Annotated in this window: 17 protein-coding genes and 1 pseudogene; 11 read left to right on the top strand and 7 right to left on the bottom strand. The window is 66.2% G+C overall.

Features of this window, described 5'->3' with window-relative positions:
* Positions 1–41 precede the first annotated feature (41 nt).
* The gene (locus AU072_RS19730) at positions 42–1,106 is read left to right on the top strand and encodes a phosphotransferase family protein (RefSeq protein ID WP_064415363.1); all 1,065 of its coding nucleotides are present in this window, start codon (positions 42–44) and stop codon (positions 1,104–1,106) included.
* Here the strand turns inward: AU072_RS19730 and AU072_RS19725 are convergent.
* Together AU072_RS19725 and AU072_RS19720 are read right to left on the bottom strand one after the other, a co-directional pair.
* Complete coding sequence (locus AU072_RS19725; RefSeq protein WP_064415362.1) at positions 1,103–1,852, bottom strand: sulfite exporter TauE/SafE family protein; 750 nt, start codon at positions 1,850–1,852, stop codon at positions 1,103–1,105. The genes AU072_RS19730 and AU072_RS19725 overlap by 4 nt on opposite strands.
* Before the next feature lie 76 nt (positions 1,853–1,928).
* Positions 1,929–2,639, bottom strand: coding sequence for a PAS and ANTAR domain-containing protein (locus AU072_RS19720; protein ID WP_082681051.1), 711 nt, complete (start codon positions 2,637–2,639; stop codon positions 1,929–1,931).
* Between the two features lie 244 nt (positions 2,640–2,883).
* Here AU072_RS19720 and AU072_RS19715 point away from each other — a divergent pair, with 244 nt between their 5' ends.
* On the top strand, positions 2,884–3,378 hold the full coding sequence (locus AU072_RS19715; protein ID WP_174523834.1) for a 2-isopropylmalate synthase: 495 nt from the start codon (positions 2,884–2,886) through the stop codon (positions 3,376–3,378).
* Between the two features lie 95 nt (positions 3,379–3,473).
* Here the strand turns inward: AU072_RS19715 and AU072_RS19710 are convergent, their stop codons facing one another.
* A complete protein-coding gene (locus tag AU072_RS19710; protein WP_064415361.1) occupies positions 3,474–4,958 on the bottom strand; it encodes a cytochrome P450 in 1,485 nt (494 codons plus the stop codon).
* A gap of 118 nt (positions 4,959–5,076) precedes the next feature.
* Here AU072_RS19710 and AU072_RS19705 point away from each other — a divergent pair, with 118 nt between their 5' ends.
* Together AU072_RS19705 and AU072_RS19700 are read left to right on the top strand one after the other, a co-directional pair.
* Complete coding sequence (locus tag AU072_RS19705; protein ID WP_064415360.1) at positions 5,077–5,712, top strand: TetR/AcrR family transcriptional regulator; 636 nt, start codon at positions 5,077–5,079, stop codon at positions 5,710–5,712.
* 25 nt (positions 5,713–5,737) lie between these two features.
* On the top strand, positions 5,738–6,598 hold the full coding sequence (locus AU072_RS19700) for an SDR family oxidoreductase (protein ID WP_064415359.1): 861 nt from the start codon (positions 5,738–5,740) through the stop codon (positions 6,596–6,598).
* Here the strand turns inward: AU072_RS19700 and AU072_RS19695 are convergent.
* Genes AU072_RS19695 through AU072_RS19685 form a run of 3 tightly spaced genes read right to left on the bottom strand, consistent with a single transcriptional unit; the run spans position 6,595 to position 9,473 of the window.
* Positions 6,595–7,785, bottom strand: coding sequence for an AAA family ATPase (locus AU072_RS19695; protein WP_064415374.1), 1,191 nt, complete (start codon positions 7,783–7,785; stop codon positions 6,595–6,597). The two genes, AU072_RS19700 and AU072_RS19695, sit on opposite strands and share 4 nt — an antisense overlap.
* Before the next feature lies 1 nt (position 7,786).
* The gene (locus AU072_RS19690; protein ID WP_064415358.1) at positions 7,787–8,857 is read right to left on the bottom strand and encodes a DNA polymerase IV; all 1,071 of its coding nucleotides are present in this window, start codon (positions 8,855–8,857) and stop codon (positions 7,787–7,789) included.
* Positions 8,858–8,864: 7 nt separating this feature from the next.
* Positions 8,865–9,473, bottom strand: coding sequence for a TetR/AcrR family transcriptional regulator (locus AU072_RS19685; protein ID WP_064415357.1), 609 nt, complete (start codon positions 9,471–9,473; stop codon positions 8,865–8,867).
* 90 nt (positions 9,474–9,563) lie between these two features.
* On the opposite strand from AU072_RS19685, the gene AU072_RS19680 reads away from it, so the two are divergent.
* The 4 genes from AU072_RS19680 to nrdE all read left to right on the top strand — a co-directional run bounded on the left by AU072_RS19680 (position 9,564) and on the right by nrdE (position 13,476).
* A complete protein-coding gene (locus AU072_RS19680) occupies positions 9,564–10,115 on the top strand; it encodes an NAD(P)H-dependent oxidoreductase (protein ID WP_064415373.1) in 552 nt (183 codons plus the stop codon).
* Between the two features lie 495 nt (positions 10,116–10,610).
* Positions 10,611–10,859: a redoxin NrdH gene (locus AU072_RS19675; RefSeq protein WP_064348903.1), complete on the top strand. Its 249-nt coding sequence runs from the start codon at positions 10,611–10,613 to the stop codon at positions 10,857–10,859.
* A 38-nt stretch (positions 10,860–10,897) separates the two neighbouring features.
* Entirely contained in the window at positions 10,898–11,341 is a 444-nt protein-coding gene (nrdI, locus tag AU072_RS19670; protein WP_064348902.1) for a class Ib ribonucleoside-diphosphate reductase assembly flavoprotein NrdI, read from the top strand.
* Between the two features lie 17 nt (positions 11,342–11,358).
* Complete coding sequence (gene nrdE / locus AU072_RS19665; RefSeq protein WP_174523837.1) at positions 11,359–13,476, top strand: class 1b ribonucleoside-diphosphate reductase subunit alpha; 2,118 nt, start codon at positions 11,359–11,361, stop codon at positions 13,474–13,476.
* Between the two features lie 77 nt (positions 13,477–13,553).
* Here nrdE and AU072_RS19660 read toward each other — a convergent pair whose 3' ends face one another.
* A complete protein-coding gene (locus AU072_RS19660; protein ID WP_064415355.1) occupies positions 13,554–13,859 on the bottom strand; it encodes a hypothetical protein in 306 nt (101 codons plus the stop codon).
* A gap of 183 nt (positions 13,860–14,042) precedes the next feature.
* Here AU072_RS19660 and AU072_RS19655 point away from each other — a divergent pair, with 183 nt between their 5' ends.
* From AU072_RS19655 to AU072_RS19645, 3 genes and pseudogenes are all read left to right on the top strand, one after another.
* Positions 14,043–14,528: an MTB12 C-terminal domain-containing protein gene (locus AU072_RS19655; protein ID WP_082681050.1), complete on the top strand. Its 486-nt coding sequence runs from the start codon at positions 14,043–14,045 to the stop codon at positions 14,526–14,528.
* Positions 14,529–14,535: 7 nt separating this feature from the next.
* Positions 14,536–15,228 (top strand): ABC transporter ATP-binding protein, encoded by a 693-nt coding sequence (locus tag AU072_RS19650; RefSeq protein WP_064415354.1) that lies wholly within the window; start codon positions 14,536–14,538, stop codon positions 15,226–15,228.
* Positions 15,225–15,754: pseudogene (locus AU072_RS19645) on the top strand (hypothetical protein); the annotation flags it as partial. The gene AU072_RS19650 and the pseudogene AU072_RS19645, both read left to right, overlap by 4 nt.

The raw sequence follows: 15,754 nt of genomic DNA, 5'->3' as shown, positions 1-15,754 counted from the left end.
CTCCCGTGCCGCTCGCGCGGTCGACCTGACACGATGGCTACATGCCCGACGACGCGCATCAACTCCCGACACTGAGCCACGATGACCAGGTCGCGCTGCAGCAGTGGGTGCGCGCGCAGGGTCTGGGCACGACGGTCGGCGACGTCGAACCGCTGACCGGCGGTACGCAGAACATCGTGGTGCGGTTGCGGATCGACGACCGGCCCATGGTGCTCCGTCGACCGCCGGCCCACCCGCGGCCGACAAGCGACAAGACGATGCTGCGGGAGATCGCGGCGTTGCGAACGTTGGCGGGCACGCCCGTGCCGCACCCAGGATTCATCGCCGGCTGTGAGGATCTCAGCGTCCTCGGCGTCGTCTTCTATCTGATGGAAGTGGTCGACGGCTTCAACCCCGGCGACGACATGTCCGAGGCGTACGTGCGCGATCCGTCGATGCGTCATCAGGTGGGGCTGTCGTACGCGGCGAGCCTGGCCGCGCTCGGGCAGGTCGAATGGGAAGGCAGCCCTCTCGCCGAACTCAAACGGCCCGGATCCTTTCTGGAACGCCAGGTTCCGCAGTTCCTGCGGCTGCTCGAGAGCTATCGACACGACCGATACGACCCCGAGTCGCTGGCCGTCACCGAACTCGCCGAGTGGTTGGCGTCGAACCTGCCGCCGGAGGGCCGGCCGGGTGTCCTGCACGGCGACCCGCATCTGAGCAATGTGTTGCTGCGTCGCGACAAGCCCGAGGTGGCGGCGTTCGTCGACTGGGAGATGTGCACGATCGGCGACCCGCTGCTCGACCTGGGCTGGATGTTGATCTGCTGGCCGCTGGAGACCAACACGATCACCGCGGGCGCAGAACTGGCCGCGCTCGGCGGGCTCGCCACCCGTCGCGAGCTCCTCGAGGCCTATCTCGAAGCGGGGGGACGCGAAACATCAAGTCTGGATTGGTATGTCGCGATGGCCTGTTTCAAGCTCGGGATCGTCATCGAGGGCACATGGTCGCGGTACCTGGCCGGTCAGGCCAGCCGGGACGCGGGGGAGCGGCTGCACGCCAACGCCCAGAACCTCATCGATCTCGGCAAACGGGTGATCAAGGGCGACAGCCCCTTCCAGCTCTAGGCGTAGGTGTCGAGCGCCAGCTGGACAGCCAACGCCACGCCGGCCGCGCCGATCATCACGCGCAGCGGCCCCGAGGGTGCGTGCCGCACGACCACCGGCCCGAGCCGGGACCCGATCAGACAGCCCAGGCCCAGCACCAACATCGCCCCCCACTGCACCGGCGCCAGCACCGCGAAGACCACGGCCGCCACGAGGTTGGCCACACCGAGGATCACGTTCTTGCCCGCGTTGGCCTCCGCGAGCGAGGCGTGGCCGGTGCGCAGGAGCAGCGCCAACAGCAACACACCCGCGGCCGCGCCGAAATAACCGCCGTAGATACAGATCAGGAACACGGCGGTGGCCTCGATGAACACCACCGCACGGCGACGCCCCACGCTCGGTTCGTCACGGGGAGCCCGGCGGGGCAACAGGATCGCGACCGAGGCGATACCGAGCAGAATCGGTACGGATCGTTCGAAACCCTCGGCGGGCGTGGTGAGCAACAGCGCGGCACCGGCCACGCCGCCGAACACGGCGATCGGCGCGGTGCGCAGAATCCACCGGCCTTGCCCCTTGAGTTCGGGGCGCGAACCCAACACCGAGCCGATGCCGTTGAACACCAGCGCCACGGTGTTCGTCACGTTGGCGGTCACCGGGGGCAGTCCGAAGAGCAGCAGCGCGGGATAGGTGGCCACCGAGGCCAGCCCGGCGATGCTGCCGGTGAGCCCGCCGAGAACGCCGGCGGCGAACAGCAGGGCCCACGTCATCGAAGGTCACGCTACGGCCAGGGCGCGCCAATCGAAGATTCGAGGCGCTGTGATGTGCCTCGCTCAGCCCGGGCCGTCAGCAGGCGTTGCTGCGGCCGTCGTCCGCGCGCCTGATCCGCCGATGCGACGTGAGCAGCAGATGGTCGGCCCGCTGGCGAACCTCATGGGGCACTTTCAGCTCGGCGGTGAAATCGTCGACGAGCTGCGAGGCCAGCACGCGCAGTTTGGTGTTGGTCTCCTGGGAGCGCCACACGAGAATGTCGAAGGCCCGCTCGGCGGTGATGGCATACGTCATCATCAGCACGCCTTTGGCCTGTTCGATGATCGCCCGGTGCTCGGTGAAGTCGGCGATCGCGGCGTCGACCGTCCCGGTGTCGTCGACATTGCTCAGATCCACGTACAGGCCCTGGGTGCCGATGACCTCGCCGTCGTCATCGCGAAGGCGTTCCCCGATGACGAGAACGGGGTGGACGTTGCCGTGGGTGTCGATGATGCGGTGGCGGCTGCTGAACGGCCGGCCCTGGCCGGTCACCGTCTCGATCAGCAACGCGACGCTGGCCGCATCATCGGGGTGCTTGTGCGACAGCACCAGCGAGGTGCTGGGCTCCGCCTCCCCGAGCGGGTAGCCGTGCATCTGGGCGACCGTGTCGGACCACTCCCAGCGATCCTCCGCGCGGAAGTAGCGGAACGAGCCCACGCGTTCGCCGGCGGATGTCGATATGTCTGTCGCGCTGAACGCGACGCGGGTGCCTATCCCTTCGCTTCGCAACTCATCCCCCCAGGTCATCGGGACACCAGAAGTAGGAACACACCTTTTCAAAGCGCTCGGCATAAAGACAGCCGGAACGCGAAGGACCCGGAGTCAGTTTGCGAACAGTTTTCCTTTGCGGCCCGGTCTTTGGTTGTCTACGATCGGACGCGTGCCGAGGCGACTCGTAGTAGCAACCCGCAGCGGGGTCTGATCCTGACCGACCCCTCGCTGTGGGTCGTCGCTACGTAGTCGGTCATCTCGTCGAAGAAAAGACCGGCACATGATCTCTGCAACAGAATCCGCTACCAGCGCACCGTCGACGTTTGCGGCATATCTGGACGCCCCGCCGCCCCGTGGTCTGCGCGAGGAGGCCGACGCGATGTCCTTCGAGACGTTTCTCGCCGAGTACGCACCCGCTTCGGGGCCCCTGAGGCTGGGCAGCTGGAGCTGCGCCGACGGCGATCGTCCCGCCACCCGGCTGGGGCCCCAGGCCCGCAACTATCAGGCGACGCTGGCCATCGGAGACCGGATCTGCACGACGTCAGCGGCGGCGCAGGGTCCCGTCGCCGCGCTGACCTCGATGCTCTACGACCGCGGCATCTCGGTGGAGATGACCGCGTTTCACCAGGTGAACGCCGGTGATCGCACCGCCACCTTCATCCGCGGCTCCGACGGACTGAAGTCGGAATGGGCGATGGGGCTGTCAGACGACGCGACGCAATCGGCGTTGAGCGCCGTCATCGCGTGTGCGAACCGCCTCCTGACGGCGTCCTGATCGCTGACTGATCGCGGGCGGGTCCGCGAAATTGCGTTCCCGCAGGCCGTCACTCGACCTTTCGCTGCCGGAATGCAATTTCGCGGCAACGAGGCTCAGTGCAGCGGGCGCAGCACGATGTGCATGCCGTCCTTGGGCACCGGCATGCCGCCGTAATCCCATTCGGTCGTGTAGTCCGGGCGGGGCAGTTCGAGCCGGTACTTACGCAGCAGCCGGTGCAGGATCGTCTTGACCTCCAGCTGGCCGAACGTCATGCCGATGCACTTGTGCGCCCCGCCGCCGAAGGGGCTGAACGCGTAGCGGTGCTGCTTGTGCTCGTTGCGCGGCTCGGTGAACCGCAACGGGTCGAACTTCATCGGGTCGGGGTAGAACTCCTCGAGACGGTGGTTCATCCCCGGGTACGCGATGACGTTGGTGCCCTTGGGCAGGTAGTAGCCGAGCAATTCGGTGTCGCGCACGGTTTGCCGCATCGCCCACTGCACCGGGGTGACCAGACGGATCGACTCGTTCATCACCAGATCCAGCGACTCGAGCTTTTCGAGGGACTCGATATCGGCCGGCCCGTCGCCGAGGCGATCGGACTCCTCGCGGCAGCGTTCCTGCCACTCGGGGTGCTTGGCCAGGTGATAGATCATCGTCGTCGCCGTGGAGGTCGAGGTGTCATGCGCGGCCATCATCAGGAAGATCATGTGGTTGACGATGTCCTCGTCGGAGAACTTGTTGCCGTCCTCGTCCTCGGTGTGGCACAGCACCGTCAACAGATCCGAGCCGTCCTTGCCGCGGCGTTCCTTGACCCGCTCCTCGAAGTAGTCCTCGAGCAGCTTGCGGGCCTGCATGCCGCGCCACCAGGTGAACGGGCGCACGGGTTTGCGGATGATGGCGTTGCCGGCGCGGGTCGTGGTGGTAAACGCCTGATTGACCTTCGTCACCAGTTCCTTGTCGGAGCCGGGCTCATGGCCCATGAACACCATCGAGGCGATGTCGAGGGTCAGCTCCTTCATCGCCGGGTACATCAGGAAACGCCCGTCGTTGACGACCCAGTCGTTGGCGATCACCTGGGAGACCACTTTGTCCACCTGCTCCTGGTAACCGACCAGGCGGGTGCGCACGAACGCCTCCTGCATGATGCGCCGGTGGAACATGTGCTCTTCGAAGTCGAGCAGCATCAATCCGCGATGGAAGAACGGCCCGATGACCGGAACCCAGCCCTGCTGGGAGAAGTCCTTGTTGCGGTTGGAGTAGACGGCCTGTGCCGCGTCGGGCCCGAGGGCCGCGACGGCGGGCAGCGCGGGCGAGTCGGCGTAGTACAGGGGGCCGTACTTGCGGTAGACGTGCAGCAAGTAGTCGGGTCCGCCGCGGAACATCTCGATCATGTGTCCGATGATCGGCAGGCCGGCGTCGCCGATCACCGGCTTGAGATCGCTGCCGGCGGGCGGGATGGCCATCGGTTTCTGCGGGAAATCCGTGTTGAGCAGCTTGCGCTCCACGAGTCCCATGCCGGGGAAGTTGTTGAACGACGGGGTGAGCCGGCGCTTGGCCTGGTCGAGCAGATAGTCCGTCGTGCTGATCGTCGCGGTCATTCACAAGCTCCTGATGAAAATGAATGTGGCCGTTGTCACTCTCATCACCATCCTGGATGGCAGACTTGACGCATGTCAAGTTTTGTTCTGACGCGCCGCGGTGCGAAGGTCTAGGGCGATGAGCGCCCAACCAGCATCGCAAACGCGTCGGAGCCGCGGTGACCGGCAGCGCGACGCGATCCTCAACGCCGTGCGCGAGCTGGTGCAGGAACAGCCGTTCGCGGACCTGTCGGTCAGTGCCATCAGCGAACACGCCGGCGTCGCCCGCTCCGGGTTCTACTTCTACTTCGACTCCAAGTACGCGGTGCTCGCCGAGATCCTGGCAGGCGCCGGCGAGATGCTCGACAGCCTGACTCACCACTTCGCACCCCGGGAGCCGGGGGAGACGCCGGAGGCGTTCGCGAAGCGGATGGTGGGCAGCGCGGCGGCGGTGTACGCCAATGACGACCCGGTGCTGACGGCGTGTGCGGTGGCCCGCAATACCGACGCCAAGATCCGCGAGATGATGGACGACTTCTACGACGGCATCATCGACAAGCTCGTCGCGCTGCTCGAGAACGACGCCGACGCGCGCCCGATCTCCGAGGACCTGCCCGCGCTCGTGCGGACCCTGGCCGCGACGACGACGATGACGCTGACGCACGACAGCACGTTCGTCGGCCGCGGCATCGACCCACGCCGGGCCGTCGAGACCCTCGAGCGGCTGTGGGTGGCGGCGTTCTGGGGACACATGCAGCCATCCGACCCTCGCTAGGGCGGGCATAAGTATCCTCACCGCCATGGCGCACACCGGGTATGCGAACAAGCGTTGCTTTCTGACCGGAGCCGCCAGCGGCATCGGCCGCGCGACCGCGTTGAAGCTGGCCGCCGAGGGCGCCGAGCTCTATCTGACCGACCGCGACGCCGAAGGTCTGGAGACGACCGTCGCCGACGCGCGCGCCCTGGGCGCCGAGGTGGCCGAGTACCGCGCTCTTGATATCTCCGACTACGAAGCGGTGGTCGCGTTCGCCGACGACATCCACTCGCGTCATCCCGCGATGGACATCGTGATGAACATCGCGGGGGTGTCGGCGTGGGGCACTGTCTCGACGCTGACGCACCAGCACTGGAAGTCGATGGTCGACATCAACCTGATGGGACCGATCCACGTCATCGAGGCGTTCGTGCCGCCGATGGTGGCGGCCGGCACGGGCGGTCACATCGTCAACGTGTCCTCTGCGGCCGGGCTGGTCGCGCTGCCCTGGCATGCGGCCTACAGCGCGAGCAAGTACGGGTTGCGCGGTATGTCGGAGGTGCTGCGTTTCGATCTGGCGCGACACCGGATCGGGGTGTCGGTGGTGGTACCGGGCGCGGTGAAAACGCCTCTGGTGCAAACGGTTCAGATCGCCGGCGTCGACCGCGAAGACCCGCGGGTCAAGAAGTGGACCGACCGATTCGGCGGGCACGCGGTCTCACCCGAGCACGCCGCCGAGTGCATCCTCAAAGGGGTGCGGCGCAACCGGTTCCTGATCTACACCTCGCCCGACATCCGGGCGTTGTATCTGTTCAAGCGCACCATGTGGTGGCCCTACAGCGTCGCGATGCGCCAGGCGAACGTGTTGTTCACCAAGGCGCTGCGACCCTCGGCGCACCGCGGCTAGCGCTTACCCCAGTCCCACGGCGGCATGGTGAGCATGCCGAGGCCATCGACGCGTGTCTCGCCGAGGTCCTTGTACAACGGGATCTCCACCGCGGACGCTTCGGTCTCGGCGGCATCGCCCACGGTGACGGTGTCGAGATGTTCGAGCAGCACCTTGGAATGAGTGACGACGACGACCTGGGTGGTGTCCGCCGCGGCGCGGATCAATGACGCCAGCGGGCCCACGAGGTCCGGGTGCAGAGACGTCTCCGGTTCGTTGAGCACCATCAGCGACGGCGGCCGCGGGCTCAGCAGCGCGGCGGCCCACAGAAGGAATCGCAGTGTGCCGTCGGATAATTCGGCGGCCCGCAGTGGGCGCAGCATACCCCGCTGATGCAGCTGCAGGTCGAACAGCCCGTCGTGCACGGCAATGGACACCGTCGCCCCGTCGAAGGCCTCGGCGATCGCCCGGTGCAGCTCGTCGTGGCCGACCTCGATGATGGTCTGGATTGCGGCGGCCAGGTCGCTGCCGTCATCGGAGAGCACGGGCGTGCGGGTCCCGACGGTGCGCCGCCGCGAGGGCGCTGCGGCGTCGACGCGAAAGCCGTCGTAGAACCGCCAGTTACGCAACCGGTCCCGCACCGCAGCAAGCTCCGGGTGCGCACCGGGATGGGCATACTCGGCCAGCACGCTGCGGTGGGCCGGAAGGGCTTGCGTCACCTTGTCGAATCCGCGGCCGGATTCGGCGCGCGCCTCGACGTAGTCGCGGGTGCGGCGCACCAGCGTCGAGCTGTTGCGCATGACGGGCCCGGCGAACACCGCCTCACGTTTGATCTCCGGGTCGAGCGAGAACAGCGACTGCGGTCCCGCCATCTGAGGAAGGCCGAGGTCGACGAGATAACCGAAATCATCTGCTGCAAACCCCATTTCGAGAGACACCGGACCCGTGCGGGTCGTGCCTTGAACCTGTCCGGTGCGGCGCGCCCCGCCCAGTTGTTCGGGCCCCGCCCACAGGACCGACTGCAGCCCGCCCTCGCGGGCCAGCGATCCGATCACCTCACCGCGGCCGCAGTCGGCGAGCAGGCGCAACGCCCGATACAGCGACGACTTACCCGTTCCATTGGCGCCGGTGATGACGGTGAGCCCCGCAAGTGGTAGCACGATCTCGCGCAGTGAGCGATATCCGCGGATCGCGACCGTGGTGAGCACCTCAGTACCCGCCTTCCGGTGGCGCCAGTTCGAGTCGCACACCCAACAGCCGAACGGGGCGGTCGAGTTCGAACTGGCCGAGTATCTCCAGTGCCGTTCGCGTAATGAGGTTCTCGTCCACGGTGGGTTTGGGCAGTTTGCGGATCTTGGTCCTCGTGTAGAAGGTCTTGGTTCGGACCGTCACCGCCACCCGGGTGACGACCCGATTCTGCTCAACGACCTCGGTCAGCGTCTGCCGCGCCAAATCGATGATGGCGGAATCCATCTCGTCGCGCTCGGTGAGGTCGCGAGGGAAGGTGATGACGTGACTGCGGGAACGCGGCACCCACGGCGCGGCGCTGACGTCTTTGTCGCCACCGCCCTTGGCGAGCAGCAGAATCCACAGCCCGGTGGTCGGGCCGAACGCCTCGGTGAGCACCGTCGCGTCGGTGCCGGCCAGATCGGCGACGGTGCCGATGCCCATCGCGGCAAGCCTTTTGGCCGTCTTCGGGCCGATCCCCCAGAGGGCCTCGACCTCCCGGTCGCCCATGACGGCCATCCAGTTCTCGTCGGTGAGTTGATACACGCCCGCCGACTCGCCGGTTTCGGGTCCCGGCTTGCCGAAGCCGGTCGCGACCTTGGCGCGTTGTTTGTTGTCGCTGATGCCCACCGAGCACGACAGACCGGTCTCGGCGGCGATCACCTCGCGGATCCGCTCGGCGAGTTCGTGCGGGCTGTGCGTGTCGTCCAGGTCGGCGCCGACATAGGCCTCGTCCCAACCCCATACCTCCACGGGATGTCCGAAGTCGCGCAGCACGCCCATGACCTCCTCGGAGGCCTCGTCGTAAGCATCGGTGTCCAACGGCAGGAACGTCGCATCCGGGCACTTGCGGGCGGCGGTGCGCAGCGGCATGCCCGCCCGCACGCCGTACGTCCGGGCCGGATAGGACGCGCACGTGACGACTTTGCGGGGCTCGTTCGGGTCGCCGTTGCCGCCGACGATGATCGGTTGCCCGGCCAGTTGCGGGTTGCGCCGGATCTCGACGGCGGCCTGGAACTGGTCGAGATCGACATGCAGGACCCAGCGTCTCATCGGACGCTCATTGGCCGCACAGCTTGCGCGCCACCGACTCCCACGCATCACCGAGCGACTCGATCGTCGCGCCGCGCTCCTGGAGCTGATGCTGCACATAGTCCGCGTCGAGCAATGCCAGCAGCGCGGCGGCCTGCGCATCGAGGTCACCGGTCGTGCCCGCGGACTCCAACAAAACCCGCACATGCCGGTGATGCAGTGTCGCGGGGGCGTTGAACCGCGTCTGGGGGTCCCGGTTGGCGTCGGACAGCAGTGCGTGATGTCTGTGCACGAATGCCAGCCGATCTCGCCCGTAGGCCAGCAGCCGTTCGAGCGGCGGCGCGCCCGGGCCAAGAGGCGGCGGTCCGAACAGGAACGCTTCCTGATGTGCTTTCTCGTCCTCATCGAGCAACACGATCATCAACCCCGCGCGGCTGCCGAACCGGCGGAACAACGTGCCCTTGCCGACGCCGGCCGCCGTGGCGATGTCGTCGGTGGTGACCGAGTCGGCACCCCGCTCGGCGATGAGCCGGCGTGCGGCGTCCAGAAGTAGGGTGCGGTTGCGGGCGGCGTCCCCGCGTTCATGGGGAGTTTGGTCGGTGACCGGCAGCTCGTTGAGCGGACGAGGAGCGGCCATGTCAGCAGTTTAGTTCAGGCGGAATCAATCGGACCGCAGTCCGGTTATCCTGTGCGAGGATTTCCACCGGCGACCGAAGGGATGGCAAAGATGTCGGATACCGAAAACGTGAACGTGCTGGTTCTGCTGGGCAGCCTGCGAGCGGCGTCGATCAACCGGCAGTTGGTCGACCTCGCGCTGGAAACCGCTCCCGACGGTGTCCGTCTACAGTTCTTCGACAGGCTGGGTGAGCTGCCGTTCTACAACGAGGACATCGACAACGATGACGTCGCCGAACCCGTGGCGGCGCTGCGTCAAGCGGCCGCCGATGCGGATGCCGCGCTGATCGTGACCCCTGAATACAACGGCAGCATCCCGGGCGTGCTCAAGAACGCGATCGACTGGTTGTCGCGGCCGTACGGCAACAGCGCGCTCAAAGACAAGCCGCTCGCGGTCGTCGGCGCGGCACTCGGGCGGTATGGCGGCCAGTGGGCGCATGACGAGACGCGTAAGAGCTTCGCCATCGCCGGACCGCGGGTCGTCGAGGATCTCAAGCTGTCGGTGCCGAGCAAGGCGTTCGACGGGAGGCATCCGCGCGAGAATGCCGAGGTGGCCGCGAACCTGCGCGATGTCATCGGCAAATTGGTCGCCGAAACGGGCTGACCGTCGGAAGCGCACAGAGCCGTCGGCGGGGGTCGAATCGACCGGCCGACGGCTTTGCTGGGTCGGTTCGGCGCTCGGCTTGGTTGTCGGTCCCGGCTGCTATATCTACCGCACGGCGCACCGCGTCGAGCGAGGCGCGCGCGACACGCCCGCAGTGTGACGTGCGACACGCCGGGGCGCGGTGGCCAGAAGAGCTTACGACCTGGGAATTCCAGAATTGTTATTCAGAACATCTGGTATTCCTTCGCAATGTCGGACACTAGGTGTAGTGTTTCGAGCACCGACAGGCCCCACGATTCCCAAGCCTTCCGAGGGCCGGCCGGAGCCCCCGAACCCGGTTGTATGGGTCTTCCCAGACACACCGGCGGTGGCCTCGGACGGCAGGAATTTTCCGGGCCTCCGGGCTGCTGAAATTCAATGAATCTCGGCAACAAGAAGTGTCCGACCAGTTGCCAGCCAGCGTGCAGGGCCAGTTGTAGAGGAGCCGTACCGCAGATGACTCAGCACTCGATCACCGTGTACACCAAGCCCGCATGCGTGCAGTGCAACGCCACCTACAAGGCGTTGGACAAGCAGGGCATCGCCTACGAGACCGTCGACATCAGCCTCGACAGCGAAGCCCGCGACTACGTGATGGCGCTGGGTTACCTGCAGGCCCCGGTCGTCGTGGCCGGCAACGAGCACTGGTCGGGCTTCCGCCCCGACCGCATCAAGGCGCTCGGAGCGGTCGCCGCGACGGCTTAGACGACTCAGGGGTACTCGACGGGCAGAAAGGGGGACGCGTGAGCAACCTCGTGTACTTCTCCAGCGTCTCGGAGAACACCCATCGCTTCGTCCAGAAGCTGGGCCTGCCCGCCATCCGGATTCCGCTGCACGGGCGCATCGAAGTCGACCAGCCCTACGTGTTGGTCCTGCCCACCTACGGCGGTGGGCGGGCCACACCGGACATCAACGACGGTGGCTATGTGCCCAAGCAGGTCATCGCTTTCCTCAACAACGAACACAACCGGTCGTTGATCCGTGGCGTGATCGCGGCGGGCAACAACAACTTCGGCGCCGAGTTCGCCTACGCGGGCAATGTCGTGTCCCGCAAGTGCGGCGTCCCGTACCTGTACCGCTTCGAACTGATGGGAACCCCGGACGACGTCGACGCCGTCCGTTCGGGTTTGGAAGACTTTTGGAAGGACCAGACGTGTCACCAACCGTCACAGCTGCAGAGCCTGTAACCTCCGCGCCGGCAACGCTGCCCGGCGAGACGGATTATCACGCGCTCAACGCGATGCTGAATCTGTACGACGCCGACGGCAAGATTCAGTTCGATAAGGATGTGCTCGCCGCGCGCGAGTACTTCCTGCAGCACGTCAACCAGAACACGGTCTTCTTCCACAATCAGGACGAGAAGCTCGACTACCTGATCCAGAAGGAGTACTACGAGCGTGAGGTGCTCGACCAGTACTCGCGTAACTTCGTCAAGACGCTGCTGGATCGCGCGTACGCCAAGAAGTTTCGGTTCCCGACGTTCCTCGGCGCGTTCAAGTACTACACCTCCTACACGCTGAAGACCTTTGACGGAAAGCGCTACCTGGAGCGCTTCGAGGACCGCGTGGTGATGGTGGCGCTCACCCTGGCGGCCGGCGACACCACGCTGGCCGAGAAGCTGGTCGACGAAATCATCGACGGCCGCTTCCAGCCTGCCACGCCGACATTCCTGAATTCAGGGAAAAAGCAACGTGGAGAACCGGTTTCGTGCTTCCTCCTTCGCATCGAAGACAACATGGAGTCGATCGGCCGCTCGATCAACTCGGCGCTACAGCTGTCCAAGCGCGGTGGCGGAGTCGCGTTGCTGCTGACAAACATTCGTGAGCACGGCGCCCCGATCAAGAACATCGAGAACCAGAGCTCGGGCGTCATCCCGATCATGAAACTGCTCGAGGACTCGTTCTCCTATGCCAATCAGCTCGGCGCCCGCCAGGGTGCCGGCGCGGTGTACCTGCACGCCCACCATCCCGACATCTACCGGTTCCTCGACACCAAGCGCGAGAACGCCGACGAGAAGATCCGGATCAAGACGCTGAGCCTGGGCGTGGTGATCCCCGACATCACGTTCGAGCTGGCCAAGAAGAACGAGGACATGTACCTGTTCTCGCCCTACGACGTCGAACGGGTCTACGGTCTGCCGTTCGCCGACATCTCGGTCACCGAGAAGTACTACGAGATGGTCGACGACAGCCGAATCCGCAAGACGAAGATCAAGGCGCGCGAGTTCTTCCAGACACTGGCCGAGCTGCAGTTCGAGTCGGGCTACCCGTACATCATGTTCGAGGACACGGTGAACCGGTCGAACCCGATCGACGGCAAGATCACCCACTCGAACCTGTGCTCGGAGATCCTGCAGGTGTCGACGCCGTCGGAGTTCAACGAGGACTTGTCCTACAAGAAGATCGGCAAGGACATCTCGTGCAACCTGGGCTCGTTGAACATCGCCAAGGCGATGGACTCGCCGGACTTCGCGCAGACGATCGAGGTGGCCATCCGCGCGCTGACCGCGGTGAGCGATCAGACGCACATCACTTCGGTGCCCTCGATCGAGCAGGGCAACAACGACTCTCACGCGATCGGTCTCGGGCAGATGAACCTGCACGGGTACCTGGCGCGTGAGCGGATCTTCTACGGTTCCGAAGAGGGTGTGGACTTCACCAACATCTACTTCTACACCGTGCTCTATCACGCGCTGCGGGCGTCGAATCGCATTGCGATCGAACGCGGTGCGGCGTTCAAGGGCTTCGAGAAGTCCAAGTATGCGTCGGGGGAGTTCTTCGACAAGTACACCGAGCAGGTGTGGGAGCCCAAGACCGACAAGGTCCGTCAGCTGTTCGTCGATGCCGGCATCCGGATTCCCGATCAAGAGGACTGGAAGCGGCTCAAGGAGTCGGTGCAACAGCACGGCATCTACAACCAGAACCTGCAGGCGGTGCCGCCGACGGGGTCGATCAGCTACATCAACCACTCGACTTCCTCGATCCACCCGATCGCGTCCAAGGTCGAGATCCGTAAGGAAGGCAAGATCGGCCGCGTCTACTACCCGGCGCCCTACATGACCAACGAGAACCTGGAGTACTTCCAGGACGCGTACGAGATCGGGTACGAGAAGGTCATCGACACCTACGCCGCGGCCACCCAGCATGTGGACCAGGGTTTGAGCCTGACGCTGTTCTTCAAGGACACCGCCACCACGCGCGATGTGAACAAGGCGCAGATCTACGCCTGGCGCAAGGGCATCAAGACGCTGTACTACATCCGGCTGCGCCAGATGGCTTTGGAGGGCACCGAAGTCGAGGGCTGCGTCAGCTGCATGTTGTAGGACCGCCCCGCCGAGTGTCGGGTTGAGACACGCTGTGTGCGGATCGACCGTGCACTGATCCGACACTCGGCGAAACGTCACTGACCCATGGCGTAAATGGGCAGGCGGTCCACCCGCGTCAGCACCGGGTGCTTCGGCGGAACGCCGGGGCCGGTCTGGGCCTCCTCTGGCTTCGCTTCGTGGTCTATCCAGCACTCGCCGGTGCTCTCGTCGTAGTCGCCGCCGTAGAACACGCAGCACACGCCGAGACCGTCGGTGTCCTGGTGCTCGGCCGCGCATTCCCAAAAGTCGTCGCTGACGGGAGCCGCGCCGGCCGTCGCGGCCAGTCCGACGGCCACGGCGGCTGTCGCCGCGAGCGTGCTCAGAAGTCGTGTGAGGGTCATGCGGATGAGCCTGCTGCGCCGGGGTCCGTCGGGAAACGGGGTGCGCGCCGCAACCCGCCAAGTCCCGATCGGGGGACGGCGCCACGAGGCGGTAGGGGATGTGGGGGCGAGGTAAGGCTTGCCTCAGCTCAATCTGGCGTTTACATTAACCGCAAAGATTTCCTCTAAATAGGAGTCCGGTTGATGCTCAGGTGCCTGTGCGTTCTCGCGGCGACGTTGGCCGCCGCCGCTTTGTTCGCTCCGGCGGCCCACGCGCAGCCTGCCCCGGACCAAGAACTGCCCGCGCCGGACCACGAGTTCGCCATCACCTCGGAGGTGCCGACGCTCGAGGAACTCGACGCCCAGATCCGGCTGCTGGTCGGCACTCCGGCGCCGGACGAGGTGAAGGCCGCTCAACTCGAGGGTGGCAGCCGGGCGGTGGTGGTGCCGAAGATGGTCTACCGGATCGGCTTCTTCCGCCCGCCTCGCGGATCGAGCCAGGTGACCGGTCCCGAAACCCACGACGGTGACCGCCACACCGCGGTCATCAACGCCAGCAGGCAGGGGGCGCCGACCGTGCGCGTGGAAGCCGAATGGCGCCGAATCGACGGTCGGTGGAAGCTGGCCAGCAAGTCGCTGTGCAACGGCATCAAAACCCTCGGTCTGCCCATCCCGTGCAATTTCGAATGATGTCCGCGTGATCGAAGTCGTTGGATTGACCAAGTCGTTCGGCCCTCACCGCGCCATCGACGACGTCACCGTCACCTTTCCTGCCGGCTCGGTCACCGCGCTCCTTGGGCTCAACGGCGCGGGCAAGACCACTCTGCTGCGCGTGCTGGCCGGGCTGACCCGTCCCGACAGCGGAACGATCTCGGTCTGCGGGCAGAGCCCCGGCCACGACCCACGCCTGCTGGGATTTCATCTGGGTCCGACCGCCATGGACCCCCGTCACACCGTGCGACGCCATTTGTCGTGGCTCGCAGCGCTTTCGGGTATCGACGGCGCCCGCCTTGACGAAGTTCTCGGCGAGGCCGACCTGCGCGCCTACCGGTCGACGCGCATCGACCGGCTGTCCCTCGGCCTGCGCCAGCGCGTGGCGATCGCGGCCACACTGCTGACCGACCCGCAGACGCTGCTGTTCGACGAACCCCTCAACGGACTCGACGTTCCCGGCATCGTCTGGTTCCGGTCCCTGCTTCGTCGGCTCGCCGATCAGGGCCGCACGGTCGTCGTCGCCACCCATCTGCTCGGCGAAGTGGCGCTGACCGCCGATCACGTCGCGGTGCTCAGCCACGGACGGATGCAGGCCGCCGGCGAGCTGGCGCAGTTGACGCCCACGGGCGCCGACACCCGGGAGTGGCTCGAGGCGACCCTGTTGGAGTGCGCGTGAGTACCGCCGCGGTGGTGCGCAGCGCGCGCGCCGAGATCATCCGCACCGGCGGGCGCAGCCGGCTGTGGACGGTGGTGGCGCCCGCGGCGGTGATCGTCCCGGTGGTGATCACGTTCGGCATCGCGCTGGTCGCGGAGTCGTTCGCGCGTATCCCCGGCCAGATCTCGGTACTGCAGGTGACGACCTCGAACGCCGCCTACTGGGTCATCACGATCACCGTCGCGCTGGTCGCTGTTGCCGGAGCCGACGGCCAGGCCGCCGAAAGCCGTTATGACGCGGGCGAACACGTGCGCCTGGCCATACCGCAGGCTTGGCCGGTGCTGCTGGGCCGGTGGATGTTCTACGGTGCTCTGGGCGCGCTCGTGGCCGTCGCGACTCTTGTCGTGGTGCTCGTGGGGCTGCCGGCCGTCGCGCCCCTTGTTTATGGACCGGTGTCGCTGGGGGCCCCGCGCCGGGGGGGGGCGGGGTGGGGGGGGGGGGGGGGGGGGGGGGGGGAGGGGGGGGGGGGGGGGGGGGGGGGGGGGGG

It is taken from the genome of Mycolicibacterium novocastrense (genome assembly GCF_001499835.1).
In the GTDB taxonomy this organism is placed as follows: Bacteria; Actinomycetota; Actinomycetes; order Mycobacteriales; family Mycobacteriaceae; genus Mycobacterium; species Mycobacterium novocastrense.
The sequence above is the reverse complement of the archived record's forward strand: the minus strand, read 5'-3'. Positions and strand labels throughout refer to the sequence as shown.